The sequence below is a fragment of the Pseudomonas sp. BT-42-2 genome, assembly GCF_025847435.2.
Classification (GTDB): domain Bacteria; phylum Pseudomonadota; class Gammaproteobacteria; order Pseudomonadales; family Pseudomonadaceae; genus Aquipseudomonas; species Aquipseudomonas urmiensis.
This window is the reverse complement of record NZ_JAOYTM010000010.1, coordinates 312,853-326,376: the sequence shown is the minus strand read 5'-3', so window position 1 is coordinate 326,376 and position 13,524 is coordinate 312,853. Positions and strand designations below refer to the sequence as shown.

The window sequence follows — 13,524 nt, the reverse complement described above, 5'->3', positions numbered from 1 at the left end:
CCCGGTTGCATGCCAGCATCAGCTGACTGATCCGGCGTCGGCTCCACGTATCGAGCGAGGTGACGTCATGAGTATCTTTAGCCACTTCCAACAACGTTTCGAGTCAACCCGCCAGGAAGAACTCTCGCTGCAGGAGTACCTCGAGCTGTGCAAACAGGATCGCAGCGCCTACGCTTCGGCGGCCGAACGGCTGTTGATGGCCATCGGTGAGCCGGAACTGATCGACACCTCGAACAACTCCCGACTGTCGCGAATCTTCTCCAACAAAGTGATTCGCCGCTATCCAGCGTTTGAAGACTTCCATGGCATGGAAGAATGCATCGACCAGATCGTCTCGTACTTCCGGCATGCCGCGCAGGGCCTGGAAGAGAAGAAACAGATCCTCTATTTGCTGGGCCCGGTAGGCGGCGGTAAATCGTCGCTGGCGGAAAAACTCAAGCAACTGATGGAGAAAGTGCCTTTCTACGCGATCAAGGGCTCGCCGGTCTTCGAGTCGCCACTGGGGCTGTTCAACGCCACCGAAGATGGGGCCATTCTCGAAGAAGATTTCGGCATCCCGCGACGCTACCTCAATACCATCATGTCGCCTTGGGCGACCAAACGACTGGCCGAATTCGGGGGCGATATCAGCCAGTTCAAAGTGGTCAAGCTGTACCCTTCGATCCTCAACCAGATTGCCGTGGCCAAGACCGAGCCGGGCGATGAGAACAACCAGGATATCTCCGCGCTGGTGGGCAAGGTGGATATTCGCAAGCTCGAGGAATTTCCGCAGAACGACGCCGACGCCTACAGCTATTCAGGTGCGCTGTGCCGGGCCAACCAGGGCCTGATGGAATTCGTCGAGATGTTCAAGGCGCCGATCAAGGTGCTCCACCCACTGCTGACCGCCACCCAGGAAGGCAACTACAACAGTACCGAAGGCCTCGGTGCGATCCCCTACTCCGGGATCCTGCTGGCCCACTCCAACGAGTCGGAGTGGCACACCTTCCGCAACAACAAGAACAACGAGGCGTTCATCGACCGGATCTACATCGTCAAGGTCCCGTACTGCCTGCGCGTCAGTGACGAGATCAAGATCTACGACAAGCTGCTGTTCAATAGCTCCCTGGCCAAGGCCCATTGCGCGCCTGACACCTTGAAGATGCTTGCCCAGTTCACTGTGCTGTCGCGCCTCAAGGAGCCGGAAAACTCGAATATCTATTCGAAGATGCGCGTGTATGACGGGGAAAACCTCAAGGACACCGATCCGAAGGCCAAGTCGATCCAGGAATACCGCGACTCAGCCGGCGTCGATGAGGGCATGACCGGCCTGTCGACCCGCTTCGCGTTCAAGATCCTCTCCAAGGTGTTCAACTTCGACCCCCATGAAGTGGCTGCCAACCCGGTGCACCTGCTGTATGTGCTGGAACAGCAGATCGAGCAGGAGCAATTCCCGGCCGAGGTGCGCGAACGCTACCTGCGCTTCCTCAAGGAATACCTGGCACCGCGCTACATCGAGTTCATCGGCAAGGAGATCCAGACCGCTTACCTGGAGTCCTACAGCGAGTACGGCCAGAACATCTTCGACCGCTACGTGCTGTACGCCGACTTCTGGATCCAGGACCAGGAATACCGCGACCCGGAAACCGGCGAAATCCTCAACCGCATTGCCCTCAACGAGGAGCTGGAGAAGATCGAGAAGCCTGCCGGCATCAGCAACCCGAAAGATTTCCGCAACGAGATCGTCAACTTCGTCCTGCGTGCCCGCGCCAACAACAATGGCAAGAACCCGACCTGGCTGAGCTACGAGAAGCTGCGGGTGGTGATCGAGAAGAAAATGTTCTCCAACACCGAAGACCTGCTGCCGGTCATCAGCTTCAACGCCAAGGCCAGCAAAGAGGATCAACAGAAGCACAACGACTTCGTTACCCGGATGGTGGAACGTGGCTATACCGACAAGCAGGTGCGCTTGCTGTCGGAATGGTACCTGCGAGTCAGGAAATCGCAATAAAGCGGCAAGCTGCACGCCGCAAGCCGCGGGCTGTCCAGCGCAACGTTACGACGATGCGCCACAGCTTGCGGCGGTGGGGGCTGCTGTTTCTTGCAGCTTGATGCTTGACGCTTGCAGCTGTTTTTAGCGGAGAGACCATGAGCTACGTTATCGACCGACGCCTGAACGGCAAGAACAAGAGCACGGTCAACCGCCAGCGCTTTTTGCGCCGGTACCGTGACCACATCAAAAAGGCCGTCGAAGAGGCCGTAAGTCGCCGCTCCATCATGGACATGGAGCACGGCGAACAGATCAGCATTCCCGGCCGCGATATCGACGAGCCGGTGTTGCACCATGGCCGCGGCGGCAAACAGACCATCGTTCACCCAGGCAACAAGGAGTTCACCGCCGGCGAACACATCGCCCGCCCGCAAGGTGGCGCGGGTGGCGGAGGTGGCCGCGGCAAGGCCGGTAATTCCGGCGAGGGCATGGACGATTTCGTATTCCAGATCACCCAGGAAGAATTCCTCGAATTCATGTTCGAAGACCTGGAGCTGCCCAACCTGGTCAAGCGTCACCTGGCCGGCACCGACACCTTCAAGACCGTGCGCGCCGGGATTGCCAACGAAGGCAACCCTTCGCGCATCAATATCATCCGCACCCTGCGCTCGGCCCATGCCCGGCGCATCGCGCTGACCGGCAGTAGCCGCGCACTGCTGCGCGAGGCCAAGGCCGAGCTGGCTCGACTGAAAGTCGAAGAGCCTGATAACTTCACCGACATTCAAGCCGTAGAGGCCGAGATCGAGCGCCTCAGCGCCCGCATCAACCGCCTGCCGTTCCTCGACACCTTCGACCTCAAGTACAACCTGTTGGTCAAACAACCCAATCCCAGCTCCAAGGCGGTGATGTTCTGCCTGATGGACGTGTCCGGCTCGATGACCCAGGCCACCAAGGACATCGCCAAGCGCTTCTTCATCCTCTTGTACCTGTTCCTCAAGCGCAATTACGACCGCATCGAAGTGGTGTTCATTCGCCACCACACCAGCGCCCGCGAGGTCGACGAGGAGGAATTCTTCTATTCCCGCGAGACCGGCGGCACCATCGTCTCCAGCGCGCTGAAACTGATGCAGGAGATCATGGCCGAGCGCTACCCGACCAACGATTGGAACATCTACGCGGCGCAAGCATCGGACGGTGACAACTGGAACGACGACTCACCGATCTGCCGCGAGATCCTCTCCAAACAGATCATGCCGCATGTGCAGTACTACACTTACGTGGAGATCACCCCACGCGAACACCAAGCGCTGTGGTACGAGTACGAGCGCATCGGCGAGTCTTTCCCTGACACCTTCGCCCAGCAGCAGTTGGTTTCGGCCGGCGATATCTATCCGGTCTTCCGTGAACTCTTCCAGCGCAGGTTAGCCACATGACCGCCAGAGCACAGAGACGCCACCCCATATCCACCGGGTCCGAGTGGACGTTCGACCTGATCCAGACCTACGACCGGGAAATCAGCCGGCTGGCCGAGCGTTACGCGCTGGACACCTACCCTAACCAGATCGAAGTGATTACCGCCGAGCAGATGATGGATGCCTACGCCTCCGTCGGTATGCCGTTGGGTTATCACCACTGGTCCTACGGCAAGCAGTTCCTCAGTACCGAAAAATCCTACAGCCGCGGCCAGATGGGCCTGGCCTACGAGATCGTGATCAACTCCGATCCGTGCATCGCCTACCTGATGGAAGAGAACACTATGTGCATGCAGGCACTGGTGATTGCCCATGCCTGCTATGGGCACAACAGTTTCTTCAAGGGCAACTACCTGTTCCGCACCTGGACCGACGCCAGCTCGATCATCGACTACCTGGTGTTCGCCAAGCAGTACATCGCCCAGTGCGAAGAGCGCCACGGCATCGATGCCGTGGAAGACCTGATCGACTCTTGCCATGCCCTGATGAATTACGGCGTAGACCGCTACAAGCGGCCTTACCCGATTTCCGCCGAAGAGGAACGGCGCCGGCAGAAAGAGCGTGAAGAACACCTGCAGAAACAGATCAACGACCTGTGGCGAACCATCCCCAAAGGGGCTGAGAAGGGCAGCGACCGCGACGATGCACGCTTCCCCGCCGAACCGCAGGAGAACATCCTCTACTTCATTGAAAAACACGCTCCGCTGCTCGAACCCTGGCAGCGCGAGGTAGTGCGCATCGTGCGCAAGATCGCCCAATACTTCTATCCACAGCGCCAGACCCAGGTGATGAACGAAGGCTGGGCCACCTTCTGGCACTACACGCTGATGAACGACCTCTACGACGAGGGCCTGGTAACCGAAGGCTTCATGATGGAGTTCCTCCAGTCGCATACCAGCGTGGTGTTCCAACCCGGCTTCGACAGCCCGTACTACAGCGGCATCAACCCCTATGCCCTGGGCTTTGCCATGTACACCGACATTCGCCGCATCTGTGAACATCCAACCGAGGAAGATCGCCGCTGGTTCCCCGACATTGCCGGCAGTGATTGGCTTTCTACCATCAAGTTCGCCATGAGCAGCTTCAAGGACGAGAGCTTCATCCTGCAGTACCTGTCACCCAAGGTGATCCGCGATCTGAAGCTGTTCAGCATCCTCGATGACGATCAACGCGACGACTTGCTGGTGCCAGCGATCCACGACGAATCCGGTTATCGAGTCATCCGCGAGCAACTGGCTGCGCAATACAACCTGGGCAACCGCGAACCCAACGTGCAGATCTGGAGTATCGACCGCCGAGGCGACCGCTCGCTGACCCTGCGCCACCAGCAGCACAACCGCAAACCGCTGGGCGACTCTACCGAGGAGGTGCTCAAGCACCTGCACCGCTTGTGGGGCTTCGACATCCATCTGGAAACCGTACAGGGCGACCAGATCATGAAAACCCATCACATGCCGCCACGCGGCGAGCATGGCGAGGCCGGCGACTACGGACGCATGGACCTGGCCGTGGTTCATCACCTCTAGCCAAGCCCCTCCCTTGCTGTCGACAGGTTATCCTGTGGGCAGCAACGGAGATTTCACATGCAGATTTACAAAGTTGGCGGCGCGGTGCGTGACCGCCTGCTCGGGCGTCCTGTCAGCGATGTCGACTGGCTGGTGGTGGGTGCCACAGTTGAACAGATGCAAGCTTTGGGTTATCGCCCGGTCGGGGCCGACTTCCCGGTCTTCATTCATCCCAAGACTGGCGAGGAATATGCGCTGGCGCGCACCGAGCGCAAGAGCGGGCGTGGCTATGGCGGTTTTACCTTCCATGCCAGCCCTGAGGTAACCCTTGAACAAGACCTGATTCGCCGCGACCTGACCATCAATGCCATGGCCGAGGATGAGCACGGCAGCCTGTGCGATCCCTACCACGGCAAGGCCGATCTGGATAAGCGCATATTGCGCCACGTTTCCCCTGCGTTTGCCGAAGATCCCCTCAGGGTTCTGCGTGTCGCCCGCTTCGCCGCTCGCTATGCCACGCTGGGGTTCAAGGTGGCTGAAGAAACCCTTGAGCTGATGCGACAGATCAGCGATTCGGGTGAATTGCAGGCTTTGACTGCCGAGCGTAGCTGGAAAGAGATCGAGCGCGCGCTGATGGAAGATCAGCCGCAGGTGTTCATTCAGGTGCTGCGTGATTGTGCTGCGCTAAAACAGCTGATGCCGGAGCTAGATACCCTGTTAGAAAGCGACCAGCAAACCTTGGCTGTGCTCGAACAGGCCGCCCTGCATCAGCAGCCCCTGCATGTGCGTTGGGCCTGCTTGACGCATGACCTGGGTGGAGCGATCAAAGCCATCAACCAACGCTTCAAAGCGCCGCGAGAATGCCAGGAGCTGGCCTTGCTCGTGGGCGAATGCCACGGCTATTGCCAACAGGCCTACACGCTCAGCGCATCGAAGCTGCTCGAGTTGCTGCAGAAGTTTGATGTGTATCGAAGGCCGCAGCGCTTCGAAGACTACATCGCGGCGTGCGAGATGATTGCCCGTGGGCGGCAACTGCTACAGGAACAGGGCTATCCACAGGGCGCCTACCTACGTGCAGCAGCGCAGGCAGCCAAGGCGGTGGATGTGAAGGGCTTGGTGGAACGAGGCCTGACCGGGCAGGCGTTAGGTGAGGCGCTCAAGGCTGAGCGACTGGCGGCGCTAGAGCGCTTTACCCAGGCTTGAGAATGCTATCGCGGGGCAAGCCCGCTCCCACGCAGTCCCCTCCAACGCCAACTTATCGCTGAAGCATACGCAGGAAGCGCCTGCGCTAGTGTCATCGCTGAAGCATAAGCAGGAAGCGGCTGCGCAGGAGCAACTACGTGGGAGCGGGCTTGCCCCGCGATAGCGCCAGTACAAGCCCAGAACAACTCCAGCTCAGCTCACGGACGGGTCAGCTGCAACCCACGCCACTCAAACGGCACTGGCACCAACACCTGGTCGATGCTCGCCTCCTGCCACAGCTGCGCCATGCGCTTGCCCGCCCCCGGATGCAGCAATGTCGGCGCGATCAGCGACAACGGCCACAGCACGAACGCATTCTTCAGAATCTCCGCCCGCGGCAATACCAAGCCATCGAATGTGCCATGCAGATCGTCATACATCAGCACATCGATATCCAACGGCAAGCCCTTGCGATCCGGCGCATAGCGGCCATTTTCCGCCTCGATGAACTTGAGCCGGCGATCCAGCTCCAGCAGCGGCAGGTCAGTTTGGCCAGTCACCACCAGATTGAAGAACGGGCCGCTCTTGATCCCGACTGCCTGGCTTTCGAATACCGGCGAGCAGCGCATGTCTCGCAGAAAACCCGCCAAGGCATCGAGCCCGGCGCACAGGTGCGTCTCACGCTCGATGTTACTGCCCAGCCCTAGGTAAACCGTGCTCAAAGACATCCGCGCTCGATCTCCACGCCAACACCACCACGGGCTGCCGGGACCGCGCCCGGCTTGGTCAGCTTCAGTCTCACCCAGGGAATGTGGAACTCTTCCATCAGCACCGCGACCAGCCGCTCGGCGAAGGTCTCGACCAACTCGAAGCGCGCCTGCTCGGCAAACGCCTGCACCCGCGCCGACACACTGGCGTAGTCCAGCGCCAGGCTCAGGTCGTCACCGGCCGCGGCTGGGCGGTTATCCCAGGCGAAGCTCAAGTCCAGGCGCAGGCACTGGCGAATATCCCGTTCCCAGTCATAAGCACCGATCACGGTATCGACTTCCAGGCCTTCGATGAACACTCTGTCCAAGCACTTCTCTCCACAGCACGACAAGGGCGACTGGCGCCGTTAGAATCAGGGCGTCCTCGCCCGGAATAGTTAGCATGTTTTGGTTATTGGCGCTGCTCGCCTACCTGCTCGGCTCTCTGTCCTTTGCCATCGTCCTGAGCCGCCTCAGCGGCAGCCCCGACCCTCGCTCAAGCGGTTCGGGCAATGCCGGGGCGACCAACATGCTGCGTTTGGCAGGTCGCAAAATGGCGATCCTGACCCTGCTGGGCGACCTGTGCAAGGGCATGTTGCCAGTGCTGCTGGCCGACCTGGCCGGTTTGGGCTTGCAACAGCAAGCCTGGATTGGCCTATGCGCGGTGATTGGCCACCTGTTTCCGGTGTATTTCCGCTTCAAGGGAGGCAAAGGCGTAGCAACGGCGGCCGGCATGCTCATGGCGCTGTACTTTCCTGCCGCACTGCTGGCCATCGTCGCCTGGGGCCTGACCTTCTACTTGACCCGCACCAGCTCGCTCGCTGCGTTGATCGCCACCCCGCTGACCCTGCCACTGCTGGCCTGGCGCGAGCCGGAAGCACTGCTGCCCATGACCGTACTCACGATACTGATCGTCTGGCGTCATCGCAGCAATCTACGCGACCTGTTCGCCGGACGCGAACGACATTTCTGAGCCATGCGCATGAGCGGCATCGAGCTCAAACCGGCGGCAACTGCTCCATCGGCCAGCGTGCCTGAACACTGATGGCCAGATCCTGTTTCTGTCCGGCCAACAGCCGCTGGCAACCTGCGTAGGCGATCATCGCACCGTTATCGGTGCAGAACCTGGGGCGCGCGTAGTAGACGTTGCCTTTGATCCCGGCAAGCATGCTTTCCAGCGATTCGCGCAGCGCCTTGTTGGCACTCACGCCACCAGCGATGACCAGACGCTTGAGGCCAGTCTGCTTGAGCGCGCGCTTGCACTTGATGGTCAGAGTCTCAACCACCGCCTGCTGGAACGCCAGGGACACGTCGCAACGGGTTTGCTCGTTGTCGTCTCCAGCATCGCGGCACTTCTGCCAGGTATTGAGGGCGAAGGTCTTCAGGCCGCTGAAGCTGAACTCAAGGCCAGGGCGATCAGTCATCGGCCGTGGGAAGACAAAGCGTCCAGGCACGCCCTGCTCGGCCAGCCGAGCGATTTCCGGGCCACCTGGATAATTCAGGCCAATCAGCTTGGCGGTCTTGTCGAACGCCTCGCCTGCCGCATCGTCCAGGCTCTCCCCCAGCAGCTGGTACTGGCCGATGCCATCGACTCGCACCAGCTGGGTGTGGCCACCGGACACCAACAAAGCGACGAACGGGAACTCCGGTGGCTGCTCTTCGAGCATCGGCGCCAGCAGATGGCCTTCCATATGGTGCACGCCGATCGCCGGGATATCCCAGGCAAACGCCATGGCCTGGGCGCAGGAAGCGCCCACCAGCAAGGCGCCCACCAGCCCAGGGCCTGCGGTGTAGGCGATGGCATCGATCTCGGTGGCGACCGCCCCGGCTTCGTCCAGCACCTGGCGGATCAACGGCAACATACGCTTGACGTGATCACGCGAGGCGAGTTCGGGCACAACGCCGCCATAGGCGCGGTGCAGGTCGATCTGGCTGAACAGCGCGTCGGCCAGCAGGCCGCGTTCACTGTCGTATAATGCGACGCCAGTTTCGTCGCAGGATGTTTCCAATCCCAGTACTAGCATGGGTCCGTGCCTTGTGGAGGCTGAATTCGAAGGCGCGCATGATAGTCCCCGTGCCCAGTGCCGACCAGCGGTTTTCGATCAGAGGCTTTGCATTCCGGCTAGCTAAGCGTTAACATCCGCAACCCTTGAAAACCGACGTTCTCCAGCGCATCTGTGTTTTGTCAGGAGTACGTCTACCCCGGTAACGAATGAAGGTAGCCCTGGATGCCAGCCGTCAAAGTAAAAGAGAACGAACCCTTCGACGTAGCTCTGCGTCGTTTCAAGCGCTCCTGCGAAAAAGCCGGTGTACTGGCTGAAGTGCGTAGCCGCGAGTTTTACGAGAAGCCGACTTCCGAGCGTAAGCGCAAGGCTGCAGCCGCAGTTAAGCGTCACGCTAAGAAAGTCCAGCGCGAACAGCGCCGCGCCGTTCGTCTGTACTAATACAGACGTTCAACGCAAAGCTTCTGCCCTGCCCGGCTAACCGCCGGGCCGATGGCAGCGGTTGTTTCAAACCTTAAGCGTCAGCTTGAGGCGCTCTCTGCGACTTGCAGTAGAGCAAGCAGCTTGAACACGTCAGAGCTGGTCCTAGACCAGTCGTGCCGTCCCTGTCTGGCGAGCCCTTGTGGCTGGCGACGAGCACACCTCCCTCGCTTTTCCCGTACCGCTGCACTCTCTCCCGCATACTTGCGTTAGCGATTAGACTTGCCAGTTGCCAGATGACGAGACTGTTATGGCCGGGCTGATTCCCCAGACTTTCATTGACGACCTTCTCAACCGCACCGACATCGTCGACGTGGTGAGTTCGCGCGTCCAACTGAAAAAGACCGGCAAGAACTACTCCGCCTGCTGCCCGTTCCACAAGGAAAAGACGCCCTCCTTCACCGTCAGCCCCGACAAGCAGTTCTACTACTGCTTCGGCTGCGGCGCCGGCGGCAACGCCTTGGGCTTCGTCATGGACCACGACAACCTGGATTTCCCCCAGGCAGTCGAGGAACTGGCCCGCAGCGCGGGCATGGAAGTGCCGCGCGAAGAAGGCCGACGTGGGCACAAGCCACGCCAGCCCACCGATTCGCCCCTTTATCCGCTGCTGGAAGCGGCTGCCGAGTTCTACCGTCAGGCACTGCGTAGCCATCAGACCCGCAAGGCGGCGGTGGACTACCTCAAAGGCCGCGGCCTGTCGGGTGAGATTGCCCGCGACTTCGGCTTGGGTTTCGCCCCGCCAGGTTGGGATAACCTGATGAAGCACCTGGGCGCCGACAGCTTGCAGCAAAAGGTGATGATCGACGCCGGCCTACTGATCGAGAACGCCGAGAGCGGCAAGCGCTACGACCGCTTCCGCGACCGGGTGATGTTCCCGATCCGCGACAGCCGTGGCCGAGTGATCGCCTTCGGCGGTCGGGTGCTGGGCGACGACAAGCCCAAGTACCTGAACTCGCCGGAAACCCCGGTGTTCCACAAGGGCCAGGAGCTGTACGGCCTGTTCGAGGCACGCAAGCACAACCGCAGCCTCGATGAGATCATCGTCGTCGAAGGCTACATGGACGTCATCGCCCTGGCCCAGCAAGGCTTGCGCAACGCGGTGGCAACGCTAGGCACAGCAACCAGCGAAGAACACCTCAAGCGCCTGTTCCGGGTCGTGCCTAGCGTGCTGTTCTGTTTTGACGGCGACCAGGCTGGGCGCAAGGCGGCCTGGCGCGCCCTGGAGTCGACCCTGTCGAGCCTTCAGGACGGGCGCCGTGCACGCTTCCTGTTCCTGCCCGAGGGGGAAGACCCAGACACCCTGGTACGCGCCGAAGGCACTGACGCCTTCCAGGCCCGCATCAATCAGCATGCGCAACCGCTGGCCGACTACTTCTTCGAGCAATTGAGCAACGAAGCCGACCCGCGCTCGCTCGAAGGCAAGGCGCACATGGCCACTCTGGCCGCGCCGTTGATCGAAAAAATCCCCGGCGCCAACCTGCGCCAGCTAATGCGCAATCGCCTGCGGGAAATCACCGGGCTCGATCCGCAGCAGATGGAGCAATTGGCGCAAAGCGCACCAGCACCCAGCGTGCCGGACTACGACCCTGGCTACGACTACGACGCCATGGCCAGCTACACCCCGGACTACGGCGATCAGCATCAGCCCGACTATGGCCTAGCTCATCAAGGCCATCAGGAACAACGGCCATGGACGCCCAAACAGGGCGGCGGCAAGAAGCAGTGGGACAACAAACCCTGGGACAAGAAGGGTGGCAAACCCTGGCAACGCGATGGCCAACGCGATGCGCCGCCGCGAGTGCCGGCACCGGTTGAACCGCCGATGTTGTCGGCCCTGCGCACGCTACTGCACTACCCGCTGCTGGCCGGCAAAGTGGAAGACGCCAGCCATTTCGCCGACGAAGAACATGTTTACAACCAGTTGCTGGTGGCCCTGATCGAAGCCGCGCAGAAGAATCCTAAGCTAAGCTCAATGCAGCTGATTGCACGCTGGCACGGCACTGACCAAGGCCGCCTGCTGCGCGCTTTGGCAGAAAAGGAATGGTTGATCGATGCCGACAACCTTGAACAACAGTTTTTCGACACCATTACTAGTTTATCCGCCCGCCAACGCGAGCGCAGCCTGGAACATCTGATGCGCAAAGCACGTCAAAGTGAGTTGAGCACAGAGGAAAAATCTCAGCTTTTAGCCCTGCTGAGCCGCAATGTTCCCGCACAAAACCCGACCTCATCTGGCGCGTGAGGTCCTAGCTCGGGTATAATCCTCGGCTTGTTTTTTGCCCGCCAAGACCTTCAGTGGATAGGGTGTTATGTCCGGAAAAGCGCAACAGCAATCTCGTATCAAAGAGTTGATCACCCGCGGTCGTGAGCAGGGTTACCTGACTTACGCGGAGGTCAACGACCACCTGCCTGAGGATATTTCAGATCCTGAACAGGTGGAAGACATCATCCGCATGATCAACGACATGGGGATCAACGTATTCGAGACTGCTCCGGATGCGGATGCCCTGTTGTTGGCGGAAGCCGACACTGACGAAGCCGCAGCCGAAGAGGCCGCCGCAGCGTTGGCCGCCGTTGAGACCGATATCGGCCGCACGACCGACCCGGTGCGCATGTACATGCGTGAAATGGGTACTGTCGAGCTGCTGACCCGCGAAGGCGAGATCGAAATCGCCAAGCGTATCGAGGAAGGCATCCGTGAAGTCATGGGCGCTATCGCTCACTTCCCGGGTACTGTCGACTACATCCTTAGCGAATACGACCGCGTCACCACCGAAGGTGGCCGCCTGTCCGACGTTCTCAGTGGTTACATCGACCCTGATGACAATATCGCTGCACCGACCGAAGAAGTGCCGATTCCTGGCGCCAAGGCCGCTGCTGCGAAGGAAGAGGCAGACGACGAAGAAGAGGAAAAGGACGGCGATGACGAAGAGGAAGAGGCCGAAAGCGGTCCCGATCCGGTCATTGCTGCCCAGCGTTTCGGCGCGGTTTCCGACCAGCTCGTCATCACCCTCAAGGCGCTGAAAAAGCACGGCCGTACCCATGCCGAAAGCATCGGTGCCATGCAGGCCCTGGCTGATCTGTTCATGCCGATCAAGCTGGTGCCCAAGCAGTTCGAAGTGCTCGTCGAGCGCGTTCGTGGTGCCCTGGATCGCCTGCGTCAGCAAGAGCGCGCGATCATGCAACTGTGTGTTCGTGACGCTCGCATGCCGCGTGCCGACTTCCTGCGCCTGTTCCCAGGCAACGAAGTCGACCAGACCTGGAGCGGTGACCTGTCCAAGCGCAGCACCAAGTGGGCCGCCGCGCTGGGCGAGAAGAACGACGCGATCGTTGCCTGCCAGCAGAAGCTGGTCGACCTTGAAACCGAGACTGGCCTGACCGTCGCCGAGATCAAGGAAATCAACCGTCGCATGTCGATCGGCGAGGCCAAGGCCCGTCGCGCGAAAAAGGAAATGGTCGAGGCCAACCTGCGTCTGGTGATCTCGATCGCCAAGAAGTACACCAACCGTGGTCTGCAGTTCCTCGATCTGATCCAGGAAGGCAACATCGGCTTGATGAAGGCGGTGGACAAGTTCGAATACCGTCGCGGCTACAAGTTCTCGACCTACGCCACCTGGTGGATTCGCCAGGCGATCACCCGCTCGATCGCCGACCAGGCGCGCACCATCCGTATCCCGGTGCACATGATCGAGACGATCAACAAGCTCAACCGTATTTCCCGCCAGATGTTGCAGGAAATGGGTCGCGAACCGACCCCGGAAGAGCTCGGTGAGCGCATGGAGATGCCTGAGGACAAGATCCGCAAGGTGCTCAAAATCGCCAAAGAGCCAATCTCCATGGAGACGCCGATTGGTGATGATGAAGATTCGCACCTGGGCGACTTCATCGAGGACTCGACCATGCAGTCCCCGATCGATGTAGCCACGGTCGAAAGCCTCAAGGAAGCCACCCGTGACGTGCTCGGCGGCCTGACCGCACGCGAAGCCAAAGTGCTGCGCATGCGTTTCGGTATCGACATGAACACCGACCACACCCTCGAAGAGGTCGGCAAACAGTTCGACGTGACCCGTGAGCGGATCCGTCAGATTGAAGCCAAGGCGCTGCGCAAGCTGCGCCATCCGACCCGAAGCGAGCACCTGCGCTCCTTCCTCGACGAGTGATGACGAA

At 60.3% G+C, this 13,524-nt stretch carries 11 protein-coding genes; 8 read left to right on the top strand and 3 right to left on the bottom strand.

What is annotated here, in order from left to right; translation table 11 throughout:
* Positions 1–67: 67 nt before the first annotated feature.
* The 4 genes from OIU19_RS13150 to OIU19_RS13135 all read left to right on the top strand — a co-directional run bounded on the left by OIU19_RS13150 (position 68) and on the right by OIU19_RS13135 (position 6,149).
* A complete protein-coding gene (locus tag OIU19_RS13150) occupies positions 68–1,990 on the top strand; it encodes a PrkA family serine protein kinase (RefSeq protein ID WP_264235349.1) in 1,923 nt (640 codons plus the stop codon).
* Positions 1,991–2,127: 137 nt separating this feature from the next.
* Positions 2,128–3,402 carry a YeaH/YhbH family protein gene (locus OIU19_RS13145; protein ID WP_186552686.1) on the top strand — a complete coding sequence of 425 codons (1,275 nt, stop codon included), beginning with the start codon at positions 2,128–2,130 and terminating at the stop codon, positions 3,400–3,402.
* Positions 3,399–4,967, top strand: coding sequence for a SpoVR family protein (locus OIU19_RS13140; protein ID WP_264235348.1), 1,569 nt, complete (start codon positions 3,399–3,401; stop codon positions 4,965–4,967). The genes OIU19_RS13145 and OIU19_RS13140 overlap by 4 nt, the downstream gene beginning before the upstream one ends.
* Before the next feature lie 57 nt (positions 4,968–5,024).
* Complete coding sequence (locus tag OIU19_RS13135; RefSeq protein WP_264235347.1) at positions 5,025–6,149, top strand: multifunctional CCA addition/repair protein; 1,125 nt, start codon at positions 5,025–5,027, stop codon at positions 6,147–6,149.
* A gap of 197 nt (positions 6,150–6,346) precedes the next feature.
* Here the strand turns inward: OIU19_RS13135 and folK are convergent, their stop codons facing one another.
* Both folK and folB read right to left on the bottom strand, forming a co-directional pair.
* A complete protein-coding gene (folK, locus tag OIU19_RS13130; RefSeq protein ID WP_264235346.1) occupies positions 6,347–6,856 on the bottom strand; it encodes a 2-amino-4-hydroxy-6-hydroxymethyldihydropteridine diphosphokinase in 510 nt (169 codons plus the stop codon).
* Positions 6,847–7,203 carry a dihydroneopterin aldolase gene (folB, locus tag OIU19_RS13125; protein WP_264235345.1) on the bottom strand — a complete coding sequence of 119 codons (357 nt, stop codon included), beginning with the start codon at positions 7,201–7,203 and terminating at the stop codon, positions 6,847–6,849. The genes folK and folB overlap by 10 nt, the downstream gene beginning before the upstream one ends.
* 74 nt (positions 7,204–7,277) lie before the next feature.
* Between folB and plsY the strand changes: the two genes are divergently transcribed.
* Positions 7,278–7,847: a glycerol-3-phosphate 1-O-acyltransferase PlsY gene (plsY, locus tag OIU19_RS13120; protein WP_186552691.1), complete on the top strand. Its 570-nt coding sequence runs from the start codon at positions 7,278–7,280 to the stop codon at positions 7,845–7,847.
* A 25-nt stretch (positions 7,848–7,872) separates the two neighbouring features.
* Here plsY and tsaD read toward each other — a convergent pair whose 3' ends face one another.
* The gene (tsaD, locus tag OIU19_RS13115) at positions 7,873–8,898 is read right to left on the bottom strand and encodes a tRNA (adenosine(37)-N6)-threonylcarbamoyltransferase complex transferase subunit TsaD (protein ID WP_186552692.1); all 1,026 of its coding nucleotides are present in this window, start codon (positions 8,896–8,898) and stop codon (positions 7,873–7,875) included.
* A gap of 204 nt (positions 8,899–9,102) precedes the next feature.
* On the opposite strand from tsaD, the gene rpsU reads away from it, so the two are divergent.
* From rpsU to rpoD, 3 genes are all read left to right on the top strand, one after another.
* A complete protein-coding gene (rpsU, locus tag OIU19_RS13110; protein WP_002551877.1) occupies positions 9,103–9,318 on the top strand; it encodes a 30S ribosomal protein S21 in 216 nt (71 codons plus the stop codon).
* 289 nt (positions 9,319–9,607) lie between these two features.
* Entirely contained in the window at positions 9,608–11,599 is a 1,992-nt protein-coding gene (gene dnaG, locus OIU19_RS13105; RefSeq protein WP_264235344.1) for a DNA primase, read from the top strand.
* Between the two features lie 67 nt (positions 11,600–11,666).
* The gene (gene rpoD / locus OIU19_RS13100) at positions 11,667–13,517 is read left to right on the top strand and encodes an RNA polymerase sigma factor RpoD (protein ID WP_186552694.1); all 1,851 of its coding nucleotides are present in this window, start codon (positions 11,667–11,669) and stop codon (positions 13,515–13,517) included.
* The last annotated feature ends 7 nt before the right edge of the window (positions 13,518–13,524 follow it).

Coding starts and splice junctions, on each gene's coding strand:
- OIU19_RS13150 (WP_264235349.1), top strand. CDS start 68: ATGAGTATCTTTAGCCACTTCCAACAACGTTTCGAGTCAACCCGCCAG.
- OIU19_RS13145 (WP_186552686.1), top strand. CDS start 2,128: ATGAGCTACGTTATCGACCGACGCCTGAACGGCAAGAACAAGAGCACG.
- OIU19_RS13140 (WP_264235348.1), top strand. CDS start 3,399: ATGACCGCCAGAGCACAGAGACGCCACCCCATATCCACCGGGTCCGAG.
- OIU19_RS13135 (WP_264235347.1), top strand. CDS start 5,025: ATGCAGATTTACAAAGTTGGCGGCGCGGTGCGTGACCGCCTGCTCGGG.
- folK (WP_264235346.1), bottom strand. CDS start 6,856: ATGTCTTTGAGCACGGTTTACCTAGGGCTGGGCAGTAACATCGAGCGT.
- plsY (WP_186552691.1), top strand. CDS start 7,278: ATGTTTTGGTTATTGGCGCTGCTCGCCTACCTGCTCGGCTCTCTGTCC.
- tsaD (WP_186552692.1), bottom strand. CDS start 8,898: ATGCTAGTACTGGGATTGGAAACATCCTGCGACGAAACTGGCGTCGCA.
- rpsU (WP_002551877.1), top strand. CDS start 9,103: ATGCCAGCCGTCAAAGTAAAAGAGAACGAACCCTTCGACGTAGCTCTG.
- dnaG (WP_264235344.1), top strand. CDS start 9,608: ATGGCCGGGCTGATTCCCCAGACTTTCATTGACGACCTTCTCAACCGC.
- rpoD (WP_186552694.1), top strand. CDS start 11,667: ATGTCCGGAAAAGCGCAACAGCAATCTCGTATCAAAGAGTTGATCACC.